The following is an 18,605-nucleotide window of genomic DNA, read 5'->3' on the forward strand; positions in this document are numbered from 1 at the left end:
ACAATAATGCAAATTTTTTGCCCCCTCTTTTTGCTGATAGGAATGTCATAATGTCTCATGTAACACGCCCTCAAGACCCTACATTTTCATCTCATCAATTTATTCAACTGGCTCTAGACAACCAAGTGCTCAAGTTCGGTGAGTTTGTCCTAAAGTCTGGTCGTATCAGTCCGTACTTTTTTAATGCAGGCTTGCTTGCGACTGGTGAGATGTTGTCGTTACTAGCACGTGGTTATGCAGATGCCTTAGCTGAACAAATAAGTGCAAATAATGGCGATAATGAGCAAGAGCTGGTCATCTTTGGTGCGGCTTATAAAGGCATTCCTTTTGTCGCAGCGACGGCGCAAGCGTTATGGCTACATCATGGCATTAATGCCAAATGGGGCTATAACCGTAAAGAAGCCAAAACTCACGGCGAAGGCGGAAATTTGGTAGGTGCTGACGTAACCGGCAAGGCCGTTTGGGTGCTTGACGATGTCATCACAGCGGGTACAGCCATGCGCGAAGTGGTCGAGATTTTAGAGCAAGCAGGCGCAAGCGTTGCTGGTATTATCGTTGCACTCGATCGTAAAGAAAAAGGTCAAGCCGAGCACTCTGCTATCCAAGAGCTTGCCGCGACACTAAAAGTGCCTGTACGTGCATTGGTCGATATCGATGATTTGATCAGTTATTTAGCTGATGACCATGGTGCACAAAACGGCCAGCATAAAGACGCGACCCAGTTAGCCAAAATGCAACACTACCGTGAGCAGTACGGCGTATAGTTGGGCACTGATGTTGTTTAATCAGTTTGTTTCATATTAATAATATAACGTAAGTGAGTCTTATCATGAGCCAACAAAAACAAGAAAAGTCGCTAAAAATACTCGTTATTATGGATCCGATCGAGCGGGTTAATTATAAAAAAGACACCAGTCTCGCTATGATGTGGGCCGCTCAAGACCGTGGCCATCAGCTCGGTTATTGTCAGATTCATGACCTGTGGTTGGACCGTGGTCAGTTGATGGTTGATACGCAGCCACTGACAGTAAAGCGTGATCCTGCAGATTTCTATACATTGGGTGATAAAAGCACAGGGCCAGTCGCCGACTATGACGTGATTTTGATGCGCAAAGATCCACCGTTTGATATGCGCTTTATTTATGCCACTTATATGCTTGACCATGCCAAATCAGCAGGCGTACTCGTGGTCAATGACCCACAGGCGATTCGCGACTGCAATGAAAAGTTATTTGCGACGTGGTTTAGCGATTATATGAGCCCAACGATTGTGACTAGCAAACAAGCACACATTCGTAAGTTTATCGCTGAACAGCAGGACGTCATCGTCAAGCCACTAGATGGTATGGGCGGCACTGGTATCTTTCGTTTAACCGCTGATAGCCCAAACATCGGAGTGACGTTAGAGATACTGACTGAGCTTGAGACTTTGCCCATTATGGCGCAGCGTTATTTACCAGAAATCAAAGAGGGTGATAAGCGCGTATTGATCGTCGATGGAGTCGTGGTAGATTATAGTTTGGCTCGTATTCCAACCAAAGGCGAGACCCGTGGTAATCTAGCAGCTGGTGGTAGCGGCGTTGCTATGCCATTGACTGATATCGAACGCCAAGTAGCAGAAGTTGTGGCACCAATCGTCAAAGAAAAAGGCCTAATGTTCGTTGGTCTAGACCTGATTGGTGGACGTATCACTGAGATTAACGTGACTAGCCCAACATGCGTACGTGAGATTGATGACCAATGCGGTACAGATATCGCGACTGATTTTATTATTGCTATTGAGAATAAATTTACGGCGTAGCTTTCGCTATGTTCAGGAACGTTTTGAGTTCAGGAATAATTTGACTACGTAAAACCCATATTTTAAGGGTTTGTTAGTCATTGGATTTTCTTACCGTTTATTAGTATCACACGACGCCAAGCTGTGACCGATCATGGCTTGGATTTTTGTTATTTTTGCTGCATAAAGTACTGTATATAACACAATGATTTCCTCTATACTATGCGGGCTTTGGCTAGGTCATTATTTTTTATAATTGCCACTGCAGCAGTGAGATAAACCCTTCATATAAATAAAGTAAAGATAGGCAGGCGTTCATGAAAACACCGCATATATTGATGATGGCAGCTGGTACGGGCGGGCATGTTTTTCCAGCGCTTGCAGTGAGCGACGAGCTGACCCAGCGCGGTGCAGTGATTCATTGGTTAGGAACGCCAAACGGTATGGAAAATGGGTTGGTTGAGCCGACAGGTTATCCTTTTCATGCTATTAATATGCAAGGACTTCGTGGCAAAGGCGTTGGTCGATTATTGAAGCTACCAATGACTCTGCTATCAGCGACGATGGCAGCAGTAAAAGTGATTCGTAGTAATCAGATTGACGTGGTCGTTGGGTTCGGTGGTTATGTCACTGCACCTGGCGGTATCGCTGCGCGTATGACTAATACGCCTTTGATTATCCATGAGCAAAATGCCATCGCTGGCATGAGCAACCGCTACTTATCTAAGCTGTCGACTAAGACATTACAAGCGTTCGAGAATACCTTTGCTAATAGTCAGCAAGATGCCAAGCTTGAGACAGTGGGCAATCCTGTGCGTAACGCCATTACTGGTGTCGCAGAGCCAACCATACGCTACGATGTAAATGACAGTTCACCGCTTAAACTGTTGGTAGTGGGCGGTTCACTTGGTGCTCAGGTATTAAATGATACAGTACCAAAAGCATTAGCATTACTAGATCAGCCACTTGAAGTCCTACACCAGTGCGGACGCAACAATGAAGCAGCCACGCAAGCAGCTTATAGCGCACAAGACCTAAACAACCATCAGTTTACTGTACAGCCTTTTATTGATGATATGGCTGCAGCTTATAACTGGGCAGACATCATCGTTTGCCGCGCAGGTGCGTTGACCGTGACCGAGATTCAAAACGTCGGCATCGCCGCTATTTTTGTACCGTTACCGCATGCAGTGGATGACCATCAGACGGCCAATGCACGCACGCTGACCTCGCATGATGCGGCAATTCTATTGCCGCAGTCAGAGCTAACTGCCAAGAGTCTAAGTGACGAGCTTGGCGTACTCAATCGAGAGAAGTGCTTAGCGATGGCAAAAAAAGGCCACGCATTGGCCAACCGTAGTGCGAGCAAGCAAGTTGCTGACATCATTTGGCAAGCACTATAGTCTGTCATCTATCCCCCTTATTTGAATTTACTAAGTTTTATTGACCTTTAATAAAGAGAGATCCTTATGCCTACCTCTGCGAAAGCTCTACCTAAGCGTTTGATTGAAATACCAGAAATGCGCCGCATTCAGCATTTGCATTTTATCGGTATTGGTGGCTCAGGCATGTGCGGTATCGCTGAGGTGATGAACAATCAAGGCTATCAGGTCAGTGGTTCCGACATCGCAGAAAGCTTGGTAACTAAGCGTTTACAGCAGATTGGCATTGAAATATCTATCGGCCATGACTCCAAAAACATTGCCAATGCTGATGTTATCGTTGTCTCATCAGCGATTGATCGTAGCAACCCTGAGGTAAAAGCAGCGCTTGAAGCTCGCCTGCCAGTAGTACGCCGCGCTGACATGCTTGGTGAGCTAATGCGCTATCGTCATGGTATCGCAGTTGCTGGCGCGCATGGTAAAACGACAACGACGAGTTTGCTAACCACAATGATGGCAGAAGGACAGCTAGATCCTACCTATGTCATCGGCGGTAAGTTAAATGCGTCAGGCAAAAATGCGGCATTGGGTAGCAGCCGTTTCTTGGTAGCAGAGGCTGATGAGTCTGATGCATCGTTCTTGTCATTGCATCCGATGGCCGCGATTGTGACCAACATCGACCAAGACCATATGGAAACCTACGAAAACAGCTTTGATAAATTAAAAGCCGCTTATATCCAGTTTCTACAAAACATGCCGTTTTACGGTTTGGCAGTGGTCTGCGGTGATGACCCTGAACTATATGCAATGATCGATGATATCGGTCGTCCAGTATTGACCTTTGGTCTTGAGCCGTTCAATGATGTACAGGCTGTAGACTTGGTGACAGAAGGAACCAAAACTCACTTTACCGTACTGCGCCGTGACCGTGAGCCATTACGCCTGACGTTAAACATTCCTGGTACACATAACGTTTATAACGCGCTTGCTGCCATCACGATGGCGACCGACGAAGGCGTTGATGATGCAGCGATTGAGCGTGCTCTGCAGAAATTTGAAGGCGTGGGCCGTCGTTTTGAGCAGCATGCCTCTGTCGATATCGATGATGGCAATGTCTTATTGATTGATGATTATGGTCATCATCCAAAAGAAGTTGATGCGACCATCAAAGCTGCTCGCCAAAGCTTCCCTGATCGTCGTTTAGTGATGCTATTTCAGCCGCATCGTTATAGCCGTACCCGTGATTGCTATGACGATTTTGTAGAAGTGCTATCGAGTGTTGATGAGCTATTATTATTAGATGTTTATTCAGCAGGTGAGAGTCCGATTACGGGCGCTGATACCAAGTCACTAGCGCGCAGTATCCGTTTGCGCGGTGAAGTTGAACCGACTATTATTGATAAAGACAATTTAGCTCCTGTTATGCAGCGTTTATTAAAAGCTAACGATATGCTGATTACCCAAGGCGCTGGTAATGTTGGGCAAATTGCTATCGATTTGGCTGCCAATAACCTTTATATTAAGTAAGCTAAAATTTAGGGACGATCCTCATGACAACTGACAATAAAGACAATAAAGACAATAATAGCACTCAAAATGCAGCTATCAACGATACATCTGTAGACACGACGACTCATGCAAAAGATGCCAGTCAATTTGGCAAAGTAGCCGTTATTTATGGTGGCAGTAGCAATGAGCGCAGCGTATCTTTGGACAGTGGTGCGGCAGTATTACAAGCGCTCCAAAACCAAGGCGTTGATGCCACTCACTTTGATCCAAAGCATCAAGACATTACTGAGCTACGCAAATATGACCGCGTGTTTAATGTGTTGCATGGTCGTGGCGGCGAAGATGGTTTGCTGCAAGGCGTATTACAGTGGTTTGATATACCGCAAACTGGTTCAGGGATTCTAGCTTCTGCACTAGGTATGGACAAAGTACGTACCAAGCAATTGTGGCAAGGCTGCGGCTTATCAACTGCACCATTTTCATTATTGACGGCTGATACTGACTGGCAGCAAGTGGTTAACATGCTAGGTTTGCCACTTATTATTAAACCAGTTCATGAAGGTTCAAGTATTGGCATGACCAAGGTCAACCACCTTGACGAACTGCCTGCTGCTTATGCAACTGCAGTGGAATGTGGTGATGCGGTGATGGCTGAGCGCTGGATTACAGGTCGCGAATTTACGATTGTGATTATCGATGACGAAGCCTATCCAGTTATTCGCCTTGAGCCTGCTGACATTACTAACTTCTATGATTTTGAAGCTAAGTATAATCGTAACGATACCAGTTATTACATCCCCTGTGGATTGAGCGCTGCTGACGAAAAGCACTTGCAAGATTTAAGCCTTGCGGCATTTCGTGCAGTAGATGCAAAAGGCTGGGGACGTATCGATGCCATGCAAGACGAAGCAGGCAATTTTTGGTTGCTTGAAATCAATACCGTACCAGGTATGACCAGTCACAGTTTGGTTCCGATGGCAGCTAAAGCGTGCGGATTAGATTTTGATGCACTATGCTGGCATATTTTGGCACAAACGCTATAACTGTCAAATCAATTAAATTGAGCAGATCGTGATGACTCTTTGTGTCACTAGAGCTGCTATACCACAGCTTCGTGTAAACTTGTGTAAATTCGCTGCTACTAGTTGGTGTTTGGCTATTGTTTAACCATAAAATACGTTAATATTGTAAGAATAGGTCTATTTTGGTGATATTTATGTTGTTTTGTGAATACAACTGATAACTTATTCATAATTTAAGAAAAATGTTACGTTTAAATCAACGTAATCGCTGTATATAAGCTATATTTTTAATAAAATTTGATAACATATCGACTTAATAAGCTTCTGCCAAAAATACGCAGATTTATATCAATAAATAGCATGATCAGTTTTATGCAAATATAGGGACAAAGGTCGTTATGGCTCAAACTGTCAACGAGGTAACTGACTTGATGAGTGATAAAGCCGGTCGCCCAAAATCTAAGATCCAAATACCGGCAACGGTAAAGTATCTATTTATGGTACTGGTCTTAGGTTTGCTAGTGCTAATATTAATGATGGGCGGAAAAGCGCTGCGTGATGCGCCGCCAGCAAATATTTATGTCAGTAATCAAGGTTTGTCTGTTGCTCAGTATCGCTCATTACAAGATGTGATGGAACAACAGCAAGTAAGTAGCTTCTTTACTTCTGATTTGCAAGCATTGCGAGACATCACGATGGGTTTAGCTTGGGTAGACCAAGTGAGTATCTCTCGTGATTGGCAACGTGGCATCGTCGTCAACGCATTACCCAAGCAAGCAGTTGCTAATTTTGGTACAGAACGTTTGGTCGATGCAAAAGGGGCTGTATTTGTTCCTGCTGATAGTAGGGATTTAACACAAGAGCGTTTTGCGACCTTACAGGGTGAGATGTCTCAAGCACCAGTTATTATGCAACAAATGCAACAAGTTAATGATTGGTATGCACCGCTTGGTATGCAGGTCGAAGATATCATTCTATCACCGAGAATGACCTGGCTGATCCGCTTTGACAATGGGCTACGTGTGATTGTCGACAATGAGAATACGGCGCAAAAACTACTGAATTTAAGCCAACTGCTTGGCAATCAGTTACGTACGCGTCGAGATGAAATACAGTCTGTAGATTTACGATATAAAAATGGCTTTACCATTGCTTGGAACGTGACACAGAGTGCTGAAGCAGAATAGCCTAAGTAAGTACTACATCTATAGATAACCGATGTGGTCTAATACGGTTTATTTAGTTTGAAGAAAATATATACAACATCATAGCGTATTAGTAACGCTTTTTTTAATGATTTAATAGAAGAGCATCACTTGCTCTTCTATTTAGCGATAATTTGTCTGGTACCATGAAAAATAATGAAAATCTGGTTGTTGTCCATCTAAGTGCCACGGCAGTATATGTCGTCATAGGCAATGTTGTCTCTGCAAAAGACATTCGTATTTTGGGCGTAGGACAAGTTAAAAACAGCGATTTTTATCAAGGTCAAATAAAGCATCGTGAACGTCTGCAAGGTGCTATCAAACAAGCTATCCAAGAAGCAGAAGACACCGCTAACTGCCGTGTACATAGTGTTTGGTTAACGCTTGCGACCCCTGAGCTATCTAGCAAAAACAGTGCTGGAGAGGTCAAAGTAGAAGATGAAGTTGTACGTGCCCAAGATATGGTACAAGCATTGGCCAATGCAAAATCGCGTGATTTATCATCTAACTATTATTTGATGCATTGCTGTCAGCAAGGTATCTATGTCGATGAGCAAGATTTTATGGTGGATGATGTCATCGAGATGATGGCACACAATATCACCGTGATGTACCACATGATGATGATGCCTGTTGCCAGCCGTCAGAATATCCAAAAGCTATTGCAAAGTTGTGACGTTGGCATTGATCATATTGTTTTCGATGCAGTGACCAGTGCTGAGTATAGTTTGATGACTGAGGAACGCCAGCAAGGCGTTTGCTTAGTAGATATCGGTGCTAGTACGACCAGCATTTGTGTGTATAAAGAGAATAAGTTGATTTTTACACATTGTATAGCAACAGGCAGTCATGAAGTGACAATGGATATTTCAGCTGATTTTGGTATTTCTATGATTGAAGCTGAAAAGCTGAAAAAGTCTCATGGTACAGCAGATGTTAATAGTGTCGATCCAAGCGCATTCTTTTTATTCAAGCCTCAAGGATCGGGCGACGAAATCAATATTGGCATCTATAACCTAGCACGCATCATTGAGGCTCGTTACGTTCAGATATTCACTGAAGTAGCGCGTCAATTACACGAAGCAGGTTTGATAGGCTATATCGATAAAGGGATTGTGTTGACTGGCGGCGGTAGTACGATTAAAGGTATGATACCCTTTGCCAAAAAGCTACTAAAAATGCCTGTTGTACTGACCAATACTCATCCTGCTATCAGTGCTTATAATCATTTTGATAATGATGAATCATTTAAGCTATTAAATAGTCAAGTAAATGATCGTGCTTATCAGACCGCTTTTGGCACATTGCTATATAGTCAGAGTGAGCAATTCCGCCGTAGCGAAAAAAGCGAACCTGAAGCGATTCAAAACAATCGAGTATCAGGCGTGTTTCGGAGTGCGGGTCAACGGTTTGCAAATGTTTTGAAGAAAATATTATAGACTTGTTTAACCTCATATCTAAAGCATCCATACGTTATGGAATGTCTCTAAGTTGGTTAAGCAAAAAATAAAGTAACATTGCGAATAAATTCGTTTTAAAAATAAAGTATTAAGTGATAATGACATATTATTGTCTATACTGATCGATTTTAGTCATACCCTGTTTTATTTAAATACATTTATATATAGTATGTCGATAGCGCGCCACATGAGTGCGTTACTATGTATCGACTTACACGCTATCTGCAACTGGAGAATCTTTTTTATGTCAAAATACACCATGCCAGATGATAATCAGCTTCAAAACAATGGCCAAGCAAGCTTCACTGTATTCGGTGTTGGTGGCGGCGGCGGTAATGCAGTTGAACATATGGTACAGCAAGGCATCAGAGGTGTAACGTTCGTTTGTGCCAATACAGATAAACAAGCGCTAGATCGTCTTACTGCACCGCACAAACTGCAATTAGGTGCAAAAACGAACCGTGGTCTAGGGGCAGGCGCAAATCCAGAAGTCGGTCGTGAAGCAGCAGAGAGCGAAGAAGAAGCGATTCGCGCATTGCTTGAGCACTCAGATATGGTATTTATCACTGCTGGTATGGGCGGCGGTACTGGTACAGGCGCAGCGCCAGTTGTTGCTCGTATTGCGAAAGAAATGGAAGTATTAACAGTTGCTGTTGTGACTACGCCATTCAAATTCGAAGGTGGTAAGCGTATCAAAGCTGCTAAAGCAGGTATTGAGCAGCTGACTAACTTTGTCGACTCAATTATCACGATTCCGAATGATAAGTTGATGAGTGTATACGGCAACATCTCTATGCAAGATGCTTTCAAAAAAGCGGATGATGTATTGCTGCATGCCGTTCAAGGTATTGCCGAGACCATCGCTAGCGAAGGTATGATAAACATTGACTTTAACGATATCCGTACGGCGATGACTGCGAAAGGTCATGCGATGATGGGTATTGGTCGTGCCAGCGGTGATGATCGTGCGCGTCAAGCGACTGAAAAAGCCATCAGATCACCACTACTTGATGATTTGCGTTTAGAAAATGCAAAAGGTCTACTGGTTAACGTTATTTCTTCAGAGTCATTGTCACTAGATGAAATGAGCAAAATCAGTGCAATAGTCGAAGAAATTACTGATATTGATGACGCTCATATTTTCTACGGTTCTGTGATTGATGAAAAAATGGGTGACGACTTACATGTAACCGTCATCGCAACTGGCTTAACGTTAGATGAAAACGCAGGTCAAGAGCCAGAAGTAGTAGAGCAGCCAGTACCTTCTGTTAATAGCACGCAACCTGTTGATCCTAACGTGCATACTAGTGCTTTAAACAGTCAGAAGCAGTCACAAGCTCAGCAGTATCAAGATAGCGTTGCACGTCCTAGCGCAAGTGCACCTCAAGAGCAGCCTAAGACTAAAACAAACAGTATCCAAGACTATTTAAAGCGTCAACAGAATAAATAGTCCTTCTAATTTACTGTGAGTAAGAAAAAGCCGGCGTTTTAACGCTGGCTTTTTTGTGTTTAAAGAAAGTGAATTGTTTTCTATAAGAAAAGTTATGAGAGTTTTCTATGTAATCTATATGTATATGACTGTCGAAACGTATATGAGCCTCGTTGTTTTGTAGCATTAGATGGGCTATATAAAGTAAAAATAAGCAATATGATATTGACGATAAGTGTTATCAATCAAGGAGATAAGAAAATTAGCACTTTTTATATATAGCGAATAAGGGGTCGGTAATGGTACACTATGTCAATTGTAACAAAATATGTGAGAAGACAACCATGAACCAAAGAACCATAAAAACAGCAATAGCCGTTACGGGTACTGGTCTACATAGTGGTCAGCCTGTTGACTTGGAGTTTCATCCGCAGCCGATTGACACTGGTATTGTTTTCGAGCGCTCTGACATAGAAGGTAGTCAACCAATCCCAGCGAGTGCGTTTTTAGTACAAGACACGATGATGTCATCGAACTTAGTATTTGGTGGTACGCGCGTGGGCACGGTTGAGCATCTGCTTAGTGCCATCGCTGGTCTAGGCGTGGATAACCTATTGATTCGTGTCTCTGCTTCAGAGATACCAATTATGGATGGTAGCGCTGCGCCTTTTGTTGCGCTCTTACTAGATGCAGGATTTTGTGAACAAGAAGCGGCCAAAAAGTTTATTAAAATTATACGTCCTGTACGAGTGAAGCTAGAAGATAAATGGGCAGAGCTACGTCCTTATGAAGGGTATGAATTAAACTTTGAGATTGATTTTGATCATCCTGCGTTTGATAAGAACTTTCAGCATGCACAGTTGCAGTTCTCTACACAGAATTTCATCGAACAATTAAGCACTGCGCGTACTTTTGGATTTTTACGTGATATAGAAGCGCTACGTCAAAATAACCTAGCATTAGGTGGCAGTATGGAAAACGCCATCGTTATTGATGATGCCAACATACTTAATGCAGAAGGCTTACGTTTTAACGATGAGTTTGTCCGTCATAAAATTTTAGATGCTTTGGGAGATTTGCATCTGATTGGCTACCCAATTTTAGGTCGTTTTAACGCCTATAAGTCTGGTCATGCTCTAAATAATTTATTGGTACGTGAAATACTGTCTGATGAAGATAACTTTGAAATTGTAACTTTTAATGACAATGTAACCTGTCCTATCGAGTATTTACCACTCAATGATTTGGTTATTGAAGGATAAATACAGGAATATACAGGAAGTATCGAAACATTTACGCAATATTACATAGACGGCTCATAATTACATTTATATAATATTCTATATTTTGAATATATCGTCTATATGAATATACGAATTTTCCGTTAAGGCACATAATACAAAAGCTGTAGATGATTTTTAAGTCCTTCGTTAGCTATATCCATAATCTGGATGTAACTAACGAAGGATTTTTTTTATCTAATACATTACAAAAATCCATCTTTATCAATGCCATCACCTGCTCTTATTTACATAACTTTACATTTAACGGTCGGTATTTTTAATGATTAATCAAACGCAAAAGAGCTTTTTTGAGATTCTCATCAGTGGTGACATGCTCTGCGGCCTGTGATATAGTCCGTTTTGTGTTCTGGCTAAGCGCCTGATTTTCATTGGCTTTACGAGAATTTGGCAAGTGTAGTGATGATGTTGATGATTGTTTAGATGAATAATTATCGGCAGAGCTTTTAGCCACAACGACGCGAATTTGCTTGAGTTGTTTAAATGTAATTGACTGCTCTGTTAGTATTTGCAAATACGAGCTATGTAAATAGCGAATATGATTTGCTGCTGTCATCGAGCTAACACTTAATATCAACTGCTCAGGTGTTAAGCCTACAACCCAACAGGTATTGAGTATTTCTTCAGGTAGACAGTCTACCAATAGCTCTTTTATCTCGTTGGTTGCTTCTATATATAGTCGCATGTTGTTAGCAAGGGTTTGAGGTAGCGCGCTACCAGCAAATGCTTGATGATCTATAAGCTGGGCAAGCCGATTAGGCTGTTTTTTTGACATCGTAAGTACTCATCTAATAGGTGACAAACTCGATACTCATAACAGACATGCTAAAAGCAATATATAGCAGATGGCTTATAAGATAGTTGACTAGGTGGGAGGTACTACTGGCACTAGTCACTATTTGAAAAGAATGAACCGTTGTAATAGGGATTTTATCACGTCTATTTGATGATTATATCCTCTAAATTAATTGATGCTTCGTTACGGATGACGAGCAGACTTGTATTAACAATAGGTAGTAAATTTATGAAACAAGCTTTATTAATTTTGTCAGTATTGGGAATGGGTATCGCACAGACGAGTGGTGCTGCCGAAACAACCTTTCAACCAAATAATACCTTGAGTCATACCATCACAAATATTTCTACTTCTGCGAACTATGGTTCTAGTCGCAACATCTATAGCACTAATAGTGGTGCCCATGTATATAGCAATGATGAGATCAGTCAAGCAATTGACAACCTAAGCGCTCATGCTAAGCAAAAAGAATATCAACTAGCTTCACTGACCAGTCGTTTGTCTTACGAACAGCGTCAGCAGCAAGCAAGCCGTGTACCTGACCGCAACTCTGCTCCTGCTATTGCAGCAGCAAATGCCTCTCGCGTCGCTCTATCTAGAAGCTCTGGTTACTGTGCTCGCTATGTACGTAAAGCATTACAATCAGCAGGTTATGAATTTACGCCTAACCCTTCAGCCTATCAGTACGCCTCTCGTGGCACACTAGCCCAAGCTGGCTTTACCAAGATCAGTAACGACATGGCACCACAAGTTGGTGATGTCGTTGTCTATAACCGCACGTCAAGCCGTCCACATGGTCATATCCAGATTTTTGATGGCAATGATTGGGTATCTGATTTCCGTCAAAACAGCATCAGCCCATATAGCGGTAACTACAGCTATACGACATGGCGTGATTCGCAGTATGTTGACGATGCATCAGATCGTGGTATCTACCTTGCGATGGCTGACAAATAATCATCGGTTAAATGAAGTAAGCATCAGTTAAATAAGACTAAAGTTTTCTCCAAACTCAGTAATGCTCTTTATGACATTACTGGGTTTTTTTTTGCTTTAAACTGGGATGCCTAAGTGAGTACAGCTCATATAACCAAATCAAAGCTCAAATTTTGGCCAATAGTCACGATTGTGAAAATCAGGCGGGGAGGCATGGCCTGAGGCGAAGTATAAATCAGTTTCGCCAAACCATAAGATGACACAAGGATGTATTTGTTCAACCTTCATGTTTGCAATAGCATATTGTTGATTCGGTAGTTGAGCTATAGGCAGGCTAAAGCTGCGCTCATAACAAAAGGCTGACTGCACTACCGTTGGAGTGCTAGATAAATGACTTGCTACTGATAAGGCTGTCAAATCCTTAAGGTTATTCCAACCAATAGATGCGCGTGTGGTTCCATCGGTCTCATACAATGCTACTGGCGGTAGTGCTGCAGGGTTACGATAGCTCTTAAATTGATAAACAGCGTAACGACCATCAGGGTTAGCATTAATCTCTATATAAGCGGTTGCTTGCTGAAATGATATCTTGTGCGGTTCTGTCTGGTGAGGTGCCACGATATCTTCAGCATCAGTCTTACAGCCCGCAATCTTGCTGCCAGCAATAAAGCATTCAAGGCACGTTTCTTCCCATAGATAATCAGTGAAATTTACTTGAGTTTGTTGCCATGTTGACCAATTGAATTGATTGGCTAGAATTTGGCTAGGCAGAGTCACTTGATAGGTCAGCACCAGTTGCAAAGCTGGTTGCTGGATGATTTCTGCACTTACTCCGATAGAGATATTCTCAAGATCTTCTATAGACACGCCTAACTGCTGAGCGTCTTTCGCTATCGTCTCTGTGGCTATACAGAGGTTAAAAGATTGGTTCATTATGGGTACATCTCGACGGTAATAGTAAAGAGGTGATAGTGACAAGAGAAAGTATGCTGATTAAGGGCGCTAATACTATATGGTAAATATAACCGAGACTATCGGAAAACATAAAAGCCGCGAGCAAGGTGCGTCGCGGCCTTTGTATTTCATTATCGTTTGGCTATGATATAAGTGAACATAAAACCCAGTCACTTAAGTCTAGTCGGGTATGACATATTACTGTGCGTGACGTGCTAAGTTAGACAGTTTTGGGTTGGCATTTGGGTTTTTACGTAGTAATAATGCCATACGACCAATAGAATGAACCAAAGACGCATTAGCCGCTTTAGCAAGTTCAGCGCCAACGATGTCACGCTCTTCTTTCGTGCCAGCAGGCAATTTCACTTTGATAAGTTCATGATCTGTTAGCGCGCGATCGATTTCTTCAGTGATGGTTGGGGTAATACCCTTGTTGCCGATCATAACGATAGGCTTTAGCTCGTGACCGATGCCTTTTAGACGTTTGATGGTAGCGTTATCGAGTTGCATAGAATTCCTAGGTGTTGGTAAAAATAAAAATGGTACTGTCAAAAACAGTTATTGATCATTATAGATAATCTGTGACCATCTTGCATGAGATCAGCAGGATTTTGCACGATTTTACGTGACGAAAATGTTAAACTGAATGTTTGGTACATTATAAACGCTACTGCCTTATAAAACAGTTATTTAACCAATAGAATTTGGTCAGTTTGCAACCAACCATGAATAAAAAATCTGATTAACATCGTATTTAGAACAATCCGCAACGGATTAATATCAGTTTGTAAGTGATAGAGCAATTAAAGCAGCTAGATTTGGTAAAGCAATAGGAGCAGGTATTTTGGCCACGCGTATCGAAAACAAAAAACTATCAAAGAGCAGCAGTGCTTGGATGAAAGAGCATATTGACGATCATTATGTACAGAAAGCTCAAAAAGATGGCTACCGTGCCCGTGCCGCTTATAAATTATTAGAGATTAATGAAAAAACCAACCTGATCAAAAAAGGCATGACGGTCGTGGATTTGGGCAGTGCGCCTGGTAGCTGGTCACAAGTCGCTGGTCGATTGGTAGGTGACGATGGTATCTTGATTGCCTCTGATATTTTGGCCATGGATACCTTGCCTGATGTGACCTTTATTCAGGGCGATTTTCGTGAAGCTGAAGTGTTTGACGCTATTATGGCAGAAGTGGGTGATAGACAAGTCGACGTGGTATTGTCTGACATGGCACCCAATACTGCGGGAAATAGCGCTATCGATCAGCCACGTATGATGTACTTATGTGAGCTAGCAGTAGACTTCGCGCTTGCAACCTTACCAGAAGGTGGCGCACTTATTATGAAAGTGTTTCAAGGTGAGGGTACACAAGAATTACGCAAGCAGATGCAGCAGGATTTTAGTAAGATTCGTAGTATAAAGCCAGGTGCGTCACGACCACGCTCAAAAGAGATGTTTTGGATAGCGATTAAATAGTTTTAACATCAATAGGTTGCTGCTCTTGTAAGCGTGAGGGTAAACCACCATAAAGTGTTATTATCGCGATATAAAAGCTGCGTCAATTGTTAAATGAATAATCGTGAAACCTGCTTGAATTATGCGGGTTAGCACCACATATCATGGTATATTACCTTTGTTTTTAGCATACGTTTTAGGCAAAGTCGTCTGATAATAAGCGTTTTACAAGCTCAGTGATCGTATATCTATGTTTATCTCATAATGATTATTTATAAAAACAATTTTTAGGCTACCTATAAATCATATAAGTTTAATTTAGCAGTTTTTTATTATCAGGATATTCGTTAAAAATGAGCAATACGTTTATAGACGTCACGTGTTTAATAAACACACCAATAAGTAAGGGATGGGAATAACTAGTGAGCGACATGGTAAAAAATACCTTATTGTGGCTGGTGGTAATCGGCGTTTTGGTGCTGGTGTTTAGCGGCTTTGATCAATCTTCTGAGCCGGATAACCTTAACTACTCTGAGTTTGTGACCGCAGTGTCAGAAAACCAAGTAGCCAGTGTCGAGATCGACGGCGAACAGATCACCGGCGAAAAGAAAAATGGCTCATCTTTTGAGACCATTAGACCAGCTGTGTCAGATGACCAGCTGATGCCAATGCTACGTGAGAACCAAGTCGAAGTTCAAGGAACTGCACCAAAGCGCCAAAGCGTATTAATGCAACTACTGATAGCCAGCTTCCCAATTCTATTGATTATTGGTCTGTTCTTATTCTTTATGCGTAACATGCAGGGCGGGGCTGGCGGTAAAGGCGGCGGTCCAATGAGCTTTGGTAAATCAAAAGCGAAAATGCTGACCGAAGATCAAATCAACGTTAACTTCGAAGATGTGGCTGGTTGTGAAGAAGCTAAAGAAGAAGTCGTTGAAGTGGTTGAGTTCTTACGTGATCCAGATAAATTTACCAAACTGGGTGCAACGATTCCTCGTGGTATCTTGATGGTAGGTCCTCCAGGTACGGGTAAAACCTTGCTAGCGAGAGCTATTGCTGGTGAAGCTAAAGTGCCGTTTTTCTCAATCTCAGGTTCTGATTTTGTTGAAATGTTCGTCGGTGTTGGTGCATCACGTGTCCGTGATATGTTCGAACAGGCGAAGAAAAGCGCCCCTTGTATCATCTTTATTGATGAGATTGATGCAGTCGGTCGTCATCGTGGTTCTGGTATGGGCGGCGGTAATGATGAGCGCGAACAGACATTGAACCAATTATTGGTTGAGATGGATGGTTTTGAAGGCAATGAAGGCGTTATTGTTATTGCTGCAACCAACCGTGCTGATGTGCTTGATAAAGCATTACTGCGTCCAGGTCGTTTTGACCGTCAGGTGCAAGTAGGCTTACCGGATATCAAAGGCCGTGAACAAATCCTAAAAGTCCATTTGAAAAAGCTGCCAAACACAATCAGTGTAGATGCCAGTTCTCTTGCTCGTGGTACTCCTGGGTTCAGTGGTGCACAGCTTGCCAACCTTGTAAACGAAGCTGCATTGTTTGCCGCGCGTCGTAACAAGACCAGCGTCGATATGAATGACTTTGAAGATGCGAAGGACAAGCTGTATATGGGTCCTGAACGCAAATCAATGGTAATCCGCGAAGAAGAGCGCCGTGCGACTGCATATCATGAAGCAGGTCATGCGCTAGTAGCTGAGCTATTGCCAGGTACAGATCCAGTGCATAAGGTTACTATTATGCCGCGTGGCTTTGCCCTTGGTGTCACTTGGCAGTTGCCTGAGCATGATCAGACCAGTATGTATAAGTCGAAAATGTTGAGCGACATTGCTATTTTGTTCGGTGGTCGTATTGCTGAAGAAGTGTTTATCAATCAAATGTCGACGGGTGCTTCGAACGATTTTGAACGTGCTACCAAAATGGCACGTGCAATGGTCACGAAGTACGGTATGTCTGATGCACTTGGTATCATGGTGTACGAAGATGACGACAACTCGCAAGGATATTTCGGCGGTGGTGGTCGTACTATCTCTGAAGCCACGCAGCAGAAGGTCGATGAAGAAGTGCGTCGTATGCTAGAAGAGCAGTATGATATCGCTCGTGAATTGATTGAAGCCAACCAAGACAAAATGCATGCGATGGTTGATGCACTTATGAACTGGGAAACCATTGATCGTGACCAGCTGCAAGATATCCTAGCAGGTGAAGAACCGCGTCCACCAAGAGTTTACCAGCATAACGAAGTAAACTTGTCGAAAAACGATGTTAAAACAACGGGTGCTACACCGCCACCATTACCAGCGATGTAAATGCTAGCGTACTCATGTTTTACAAAAAGCTCTTTATGATAAAGGGCTTTTTTATTGTCATCATTTTATGAAGGGTTTAGAACCCCATAAGATTTACTGGTATTATAAGCATAGACAGTAATAATTAAAATTGTTCTTATGAGAGATAAGTTGGTTATGTCATTATTCCAAGCCTTACCTGACTACAAGATATCTAGTCGTGATAAAACCTTAGATTTGTCGCAGCCCCATATCATGGGCATCTTGAACGTAACGCCAGATTCATTTTCAGATGGTGGGCAGTTTAACGCAGTAGATAAAGCCGTCGCTCATTGTCAGCAGATGATAAATGAAGGCGCTACTATTATCGATATCGGTGGTGAGTCTACTCGTCCAAATGCGCAAACTGTGGCGACTGATGATGAGATACAACGAGTTGTACCAGTGGTCCGAGCCATTCGTCAGCACTGTGGTGATGCCATTTGGTTATCGATTGATACTAGCAGTCCTGAAGTCATGCAGGCAGCTTTTGATGAAGGTGCTGACATTTGGAACGATGTACGAGCACTGAAACGTACTGGTGCGCCAGAGCTAGCGGCTAAGCTTGATATACCTGTTATGCTAATGCATATGCGCGGTGAGCCAACGACAATGAATAATCTGGCACAGTATGACAATGTGATCGATGAAGTGCGTACAGAGCTGCTCGACCGTATTAACGAAGTAGTCAGCATCGGCGTCAAACAAAGCAATATCATTATCGACCCAGGTTTTGGTTTTGCTAAGAACTATGAGCATCACTGCGCATTATTAAGTCAGCTGAGTAGCTTGCAAGCATTAGGGCTGCCGATGATGTTTGGCATTTCTCGCAAGCGTTTCTTGGCAGAAGTATTGACCAAAAGTGGGGTGCAATCCGTAAGTATGACGCAAGCGGTAGAGCGTGATTCGGCAGGAACCGCTGCTGGACTGTTAGCCGTGCAACAAGGAGCAAGTATCATTCGTACGCATAATGTGGCGATGATGCAGCAAGCAGTGGCCTTATGGAGTCAACTGTCTGCATATCGTTATTAATTTCATT

16 protein-coding genes are annotated in these 18,605 nt (G+C 42.6%); 13 read left to right on the forward strand and 3 right to left on the reverse strand.

What is annotated here, in order from left to right:
* The first annotated feature begins 50 nt into the window (after window positions 1-50).
* From pyrE to lpxC, 9 genes are all read left to right on the forward strand, one after another.
* Window positions 51-764: an orotate phosphoribosyltransferase gene (pyrE, locus tag CXF60_RS10415; protein ID WP_102091878.1), complete on the forward strand. Its 714-nt coding sequence runs from the start codon at window positions 51-53 to the stop codon at window positions 762-764.
* Between the two features lie 65 nt (window positions 765-829).
* On the forward strand, window positions 830-1,801 hold the full coding sequence (gene gshB, locus CXF60_RS10420; RefSeq protein WP_102091879.1) for a glutathione synthase: 972 nt from the start codon (window positions 830-832) through the stop codon (window positions 1,799-1,801).
* A gap of 296 nt (window positions 1,802-2,097) precedes the next feature.
* A complete protein-coding gene (gene murG, locus CXF60_RS10425) occupies window positions 2,098-3,183 on the forward strand; it encodes an undecaprenyldiphospho-muramoylpentapeptide beta-N-acetylglucosaminyltransferase (protein WP_102091880.1) in 1,086 nt (361 codons plus the stop codon).
* 66 nt (window positions 3,184-3,249) lie between these two features.
* Window positions 3,250-4,689 carry a UDP-N-acetylmuramate--L-alanine ligase gene (murC, locus tag CXF60_RS10430; protein ID WP_101205772.1) on the forward strand — a complete coding sequence of 480 codons (1,440 nt, stop codon included), beginning with the start codon at window positions 3,250-3,252 and terminating at the stop codon, window positions 4,687-4,689.
* A gap of 23 nt (window positions 4,690-4,712) precedes the next feature.
* On the forward strand, window positions 4,713-5,714 hold the full coding sequence (locus tag CXF60_RS10435) for a D-alanine--D-alanine ligase (protein WP_228707106.1): 1,002 nt from the start codon (window positions 4,713-4,715) through the stop codon (window positions 5,712-5,714).
* A gap of 377 nt (window positions 5,715-6,091) precedes the next feature.
* Window positions 6,092-6,880, forward strand: a complete 789-nt coding sequence (locus CXF60_RS10440; protein WP_102091881.1) for a cell division protein FtsQ/DivIB — start codon at window positions 6,092-6,094, stop codon at window positions 6,878-6,880.
* A gap of 164 nt (window positions 6,881-7,044) precedes the next feature.
* Window positions 7,045-8,337, forward strand: a complete 1,293-nt coding sequence (gene ftsA / locus CXF60_RS10445; RefSeq protein WP_102091882.1) for a cell division protein FtsA — start codon at window positions 7,045-7,047, stop codon at window positions 8,335-8,337.
* Between the two features lie 265 nt (window positions 8,338-8,602).
* Window positions 8,603-9,808: a cell division protein FtsZ gene (gene ftsZ / locus CXF60_RS10450; protein ID WP_057761433.1), complete on the forward strand. Its 1,206-nt coding sequence runs from the start codon at window positions 8,603-8,605 to the stop codon at window positions 9,806-9,808.
* Between the two features lie 323 nt (window positions 9,809-10,131).
* Entirely contained in the window at window positions 10,132-11,049 is a 918-nt protein-coding gene (lpxC, locus tag CXF60_RS10455) for a UDP-3-O-acyl-N-acetylglucosamine deacetylase (protein ID WP_180958134.1), read from the forward strand.
* Between the two features lie 298 nt (window positions 11,050-11,347).
* On the opposite strand, the gene CXF60_RS10460 is transcribed toward lpxC, so the two are convergent.
* Window positions 11,348-11,863, reverse strand: a complete 516-nt coding sequence (locus CXF60_RS10460; RefSeq protein ID WP_102091884.1) for a hypothetical protein — start codon at window positions 11,861-11,863, stop codon at window positions 11,348-11,350.
* A gap of 249 nt (window positions 11,864-12,112) precedes the next feature.
* Here CXF60_RS10460 and CXF60_RS10465 point away from each other — a divergent pair, with 249 nt between their 5' ends.
* Entirely contained in the window at window positions 12,113-12,841 is a 729-nt protein-coding gene (locus CXF60_RS10465; protein WP_057761430.1) for a CHAP domain-containing protein, read from the forward strand.
* Window positions 12,842-12,979: 138 nt separating this feature from the next.
* Here CXF60_RS10465 and CXF60_RS10470 read toward each other — a convergent pair whose 3' ends face one another.
* Together CXF60_RS10470 and CXF60_RS10475 are read right to left on the reverse strand one after the other, a co-directional pair.
* Window positions 12,980-13,753 carry a DOMON domain-containing protein gene (locus CXF60_RS10470; RefSeq protein WP_102091885.1) on the reverse strand — a complete coding sequence of 258 codons (774 nt, stop codon included), beginning with the start codon at window positions 13,751-13,753 and terminating at the stop codon, window positions 12,980-12,982.
* Between the two features lie 219 nt (window positions 13,754-13,972).
* On the reverse strand, window positions 13,973-14,284 hold the full coding sequence (locus CXF60_RS10475) for a YhbY family RNA-binding protein (RefSeq protein WP_057761426.1): 312 nt from the start codon (window positions 14,282-14,284) through the stop codon (window positions 13,973-13,975).
* A gap of 334 nt (window positions 14,285-14,618) precedes the next feature.
* Between CXF60_RS10475 and CXF60_RS10480 the strand changes: the two genes are divergently transcribed.
* The 3 genes from CXF60_RS10480 to folP all read left to right on the forward strand — a co-directional run bounded on the left by CXF60_RS10480 (window position 14,619) and on the right by folP (window position 18,598).
* Window positions 14,619-15,251 (forward strand): RlmE family RNA methyltransferase, encoded by a 633-nt coding sequence (locus CXF60_RS10480; protein ID WP_057761424.1) that lies wholly within the window; start codon window positions 14,619-14,621, stop codon window positions 15,249-15,251.
* A gap of 401 nt (window positions 15,252-15,652) precedes the next feature.
* Entirely contained in the window at window positions 15,653-17,548 is a 1,896-nt protein-coding gene (ftsH, locus tag CXF60_RS10485; RefSeq protein ID WP_057761422.1) for an ATP-dependent zinc metalloprotease FtsH, read from the forward strand.
* A gap of 156 nt (window positions 17,549-17,704) precedes the next feature.
* Window positions 17,705-18,598 carry a dihydropteroate synthase gene (gene folP / locus CXF60_RS10490; protein WP_102091886.1) on the forward strand — a complete coding sequence of 298 codons (894 nt, stop codon included), beginning with the start codon at window positions 17,705-17,707 and terminating at the stop codon, window positions 18,596-18,598.
* Window positions 18,599-18,605 lie beyond the last annotated feature (7 nt).

This window comes from Psychrobacter sp. 4Bb (assembly GCF_002836735.1).
GTDB lineage: Bacteria > Pseudomonadota > Gammaproteobacteria > Pseudomonadales > Moraxellaceae > Psychrobacter.

Coding starts and splice junctions, on each gene's coding strand:
- pyrE (WP_102091878.1), top strand. CDS start 51: ATGTCTCATGTAACACGCCCTCAAGACCCTACATTTTCATCTCATCAA.
- gshB (WP_102091879.1), top strand. CDS start 830: ATGAGCCAACAAAAACAAGAAAAGTCGCTAAAAATACTCGTTATTATG.
- murG (WP_102091880.1), top strand. CDS start 2,098: ATGAAAACACCGCATATATTGATGATGGCAGCTGGTACGGGCGGGCAT.
- murC (WP_101205772.1), top strand. CDS start 3,250: ATGCCTACCTCTGCGAAAGCTCTACCTAAGCGTTTGATTGAAATACCA.
- CXF60_RS10435 (WP_228707106.1), top strand. CDS start 4,713: ATGACAACTGACAATAAAGACAATAAAGACAATAATAGCACTCAAAAT.
- CXF60_RS10440 (WP_102091881.1), top strand. CDS start 6,092: ATGGCTCAAACTGTCAACGAGGTAACTGACTTGATGAGTGATAAAGCC.
- ftsA (WP_102091882.1), top strand. CDS start 7,045: ATGAAAAATAATGAAAATCTGGTTGTTGTCCATCTAAGTGCCACGGCA.
- ftsZ (WP_057761433.1), top strand. CDS start 8,603: ATGTCAAAATACACCATGCCAGATGATAATCAGCTTCAAAACAATGGC.
- lpxC (WP_180958134.1), top strand. CDS start 10,132: ATGAACCAAAGAACCATAAAAACAGCAATAGCCGTTACGGGTACTGGT.
- CXF60_RS10460 (WP_102091884.1), bottom strand. CDS start 11,863: ATGTCAAAAAAACAGCCTAATCGGCTTGCCCAGCTTATAGATCATCAA.
- CXF60_RS10465 (WP_057761430.1), top strand. CDS start 12,113: ATGAAACAAGCTTTATTAATTTTGTCAGTATTGGGAATGGGTATCGCA.
- CXF60_RS10470 (WP_102091885.1), bottom strand. CDS start 13,753: ATGAACCAATCTTTTAACCTCTGTATAGCCACAGAGACGATAGCGAAA.
- CXF60_RS10475 (WP_057761426.1), bottom strand. CDS start 14,284: ATGCAACTCGATAACGCTACCATCAAACGTCTAAAAGGCATCGGTCAC.
- folP (WP_102091886.1), top strand. CDS start 17,705: ATGTCATTATTCCAAGCCTTACCTGACTACAAGATATCTAGTCGTGAT.